We start from the raw sequence: 3,075 nt of genomic DNA on the forward strand, positions 1-3,075 counted from the left end.
GATGATCTGCTCTCTTTTCGACCGCAAGGTCGAGAACCGTTCATCATTGCTCATACTACCTCCTCAAGATTTCGGCTGGCAAATGAACGCGACAAACACTCTTTATAAGTATACCGGGTTCACGACAGCACTCAATTGGTCACACATGCGAATGTCCCCTGCGGCAGGCGCCACAGGGGACAGAGAGGCTTGACTCAGACCTAGCGAGTTCCCTTGAATTCGAAATAGTGGACCTTGCCGTCCAGTTCTTCCTTCATCCGGATAGCATTCACCGGACAAACCTGCATGCACTGGCCGCACCCAGGACACTTCTCGGCATCCACAGAGGGCTGCCTCTTCTCGGCATCCCACAGAATCGCTCTATGAGCTCCATCCCTGCAGGCGCGGAAGCAGTTGCCGCAACCGATGCACTTGTCAAGGTCGATGTCCGAATGAGAGTCAGGCGCGACCAGCTCTTCCTGACCCTTGATGTTCTTGAGCGCCTTGCCAACAATGTCCAGCGGCGATGCACATCCCTTGCGGTCCAGATAATCAGCAAGACCGCTCTTGAGGTCCCTTATCGTGCCAAACCCATAGTGCATTGGAAGTGTGCAGAACTGCACGTTGGAAGCTCCAACAGCCATCAGCTCCACCGCATCACTCCACGAGTAGGCACCGCCGTTTCCACTGACAGTGATGTCTACGTTGCGGGCAATCTCTGCAATGGTGCGGAGAGTAAGGGGTTTGATCGCCATGCCCGTCATGCCCGAATATGCCCCCTCGCCAAAGAGAGAAGGACGTGGTTCAAGTGTCTCGACATCGACCCCGATCAGTGCGGGCACCGAGTTGCTTGCCGTGACACCATCGACGCCGGCCCGCTTCAGTGCCCTGGCGACCTCGACGATGTCCGTGACCTGAGGTGTGATCTTGATGAGAACAGGTGTGTCTCCGGCAGCTTCCTTTACCCAGCGTGCAACCTTTTCGGTCGCCTCAACGCTCTGAGCAAGCATCCGGCCGGGGGCCTCGCCCATGCTTCCCTGTGGACAGCTGAAACTGCACTCGACAAGGTCGACACCGGCCTTCTTGAGCTGCCACACCAGAGACTGCCAGTCTTCCTTTTGTGACCCCATGATAGAAGCTGCAATCATCTTGGTGGGGAACATGCGCTTCAGTGTTGCGACCCGCTCACAGACCTCGTCGATGTGATATTGCGAAATGAGGTCGATATTACCCAACCCCCACAGTTTGTGCGCAGCTGTGCCAAAGGACGACATCATCGGGTATTTCAGGTTGACAGGATTGCTCTCGACAGACGTGGTTTTGAGGACGACCCCGGCCCAGCCTGCCTTCAGTCCGTCAATCGCCATATCAAGCTCATCCGTCGGCGGAGCCGCAGACAGAATGAAGGGGTTCTCAAGATGTATGCCCAGGAAATCGTACGAAAGGTCGTGTTCTCGATACATCACTTGCCTCCTGCCACAAACGCGGCAATCTGCTCCGCCGCTTTCTTGCCGTCACGCACGGCCTCCACAACAGTCTGAGCACCATGAACGGCGTCGCCGCCGGCATAGACGCCCGGTATGCTGGTCTGCATATTCTCCCCTACACTGATAAGTCCTGAGTCGCTGCGAACAAGACCAGGAAACGCGCCCTCGTCGACGCGCTGTCCGATAGCTACAACCACCGTGTCGAGTGGTATGATGAAGCTCGACCCTGGCAGGGGTTCAAACCTGCATCGGCCGGATTCGTCCTCTCCGCACAGATGAGCCTGAGTGACCTCCAACCCCTCCACATGATCGTTGCCAACAACCTTGTTCGGGATTGCCAGGAACTGATAGGTCACACCGAGTGCTGTAGCTTCTTCGATCTCCTTCTTGAACGCCTTCAACTCTTTGATGCCACGACGATAGACCACGGTGACGTCTCGTGTTGGGTCTTCCTCACGGAGCATGGAGGCTACCTCGATTGCAACATTCCCGCCACCAATAACACCTACGCGGTTTCCTGCACCGCTGGTTGCGCCAGATTTCATCTTGCGCAGGAGTTCGCGGGCGTGATGCACACCAACCAGCTGTGTGCCTTCAATATTTATGTCACTCTCAGAGGGCAGTCCTGTTGCAACAAAAACAGCGTCATAATCAGCAGCCAGAGGTTTCAGGTCCACCACGCGCTCCGTACGAACATGTGCAGCGAATGTGGACGTCAGGAAGCGGACTTCCCGTTCGTCAACCTCGCGCGGATACCGGTGCGTAGACACTTCCTGACTGGGCACGCCACCCATCTGCCGAGCCTCGAACACATCACAGGAAAATCCCTTGACCCTCAGCTCGCGGGCGCAGGCAAGTCCCGCGGGACCAGCCCCGATGATAGCAACCCTGCCCAAAATAGTTTCAGGCAACTCCATACGATCAGATGGATCGGTCGAGTCGGTTACGAAACGATGCAGCTCCCGAATGCGCAGAGGGGCATCTATCTTCGACCGCGTACATACAGACTGACAAAACGCTTCTTCGGGACAAATACGGCCACACGTTTCGATAAATGGATGAGACGTCTGAAGAAGGGTCCGGGCCCCATGCAAGTTCCCGCTACGAATCGATTGTATGAACTCGGGCACCGGGACGTGCGCCGGACACTTTGTCTGGCATGGCGCATCATAGCAATAGAGACAGCGTTCAGCCTCAATGGCTGCCTGCTGCCAGCTCAGGGTCTTCTCAAATTCTTCCATTGTTCCTCCTGCTTGCTTTGATTGCCGTCAACAACCTGTGCAGGTGCCTTGCAGGTTGTCAGAAACCACTTCTCTTGAGTTATATACGAATTCTCAGGTTTTCCAACCTCGTCGAGCATGGTTGGATCCAGAACAAACAGGGGCCGGCCTTTCGGCCGGCCCCTGTCAGACTTGCCAGTACGTCCTTAGCCCGCGAAGTGACAGGAAACCATGTGACCAGAACCCATGTCACGCAGCTCGGGCTCCTGCTCAGCGCAGATCGGTTGTGCAATGGGACACCGCGTTCGGAAGTGGCACCCACTCGGCGGATTCACTGGACTGGGAAGGTCTCCCTTGAGCACAATACGCTGGCGTTGCATCTCAATCCG

At 56.1% G+C, this 3,075-nt stretch carries 4 protein-coding genes; 1 reads left to right on the forward strand and 3 read right to left on the reverse strand.

What is annotated here, in order from left to right:
• Positions 1-193 (forward strand): hypothetical protein (locus SMC5_RS10955; protein WP_207798965.1); only part of this gene is annotated, 193 nt, incomplete at its 5' end.
• Between the two features lie 7 nt (positions 194-200).
• On the opposite strand, the gene preA is transcribed toward SMC5_RS10955, so the two are convergent.
• The 3 genes from preA to SMC5_RS10580 form a co-directional block, all read right to left on the reverse strand.
• The gene (preA, locus tag SMC5_RS01725) at positions 201-1,442 is read right to left on the reverse strand and encodes an NAD-dependent dihydropyrimidine dehydrogenase subunit PreA (RefSeq protein WP_119119336.1); all 1,242 of its coding nucleotides are present in this window, start codon (positions 1,440-1,442) and stop codon (positions 201-203) included.
• Positions 1,442-2,707, reverse strand: coding sequence for an FAD-dependent oxidoreductase (locus SMC5_RS01730; RefSeq protein ID WP_119119337.1), 1,266 nt, complete (start codon positions 2,705-2,707; stop codon positions 1,442-1,444). Before SMC5_RS01730 ends, preA begins: the two co-directional genes overlap by 1 nt.
• A gap of 185 nt (positions 2,708-2,892) precedes the next feature.
• Positions 2,893-3,075 (reverse strand): oligopeptide/dipeptide ABC transporter ATP-binding protein (locus SMC5_RS10580; protein WP_320409819.1); only part of this gene is annotated, 183 nt, incomplete at its 5' end.

The organism is Candidatus Cryosericum odellii (assembly GCF_003570935.1).
GTDB lineage: Bacteria > Caldisericota > Caldisericia > Cryosericales > Cryosericaceae > Cryosericum > Cryosericum odellii.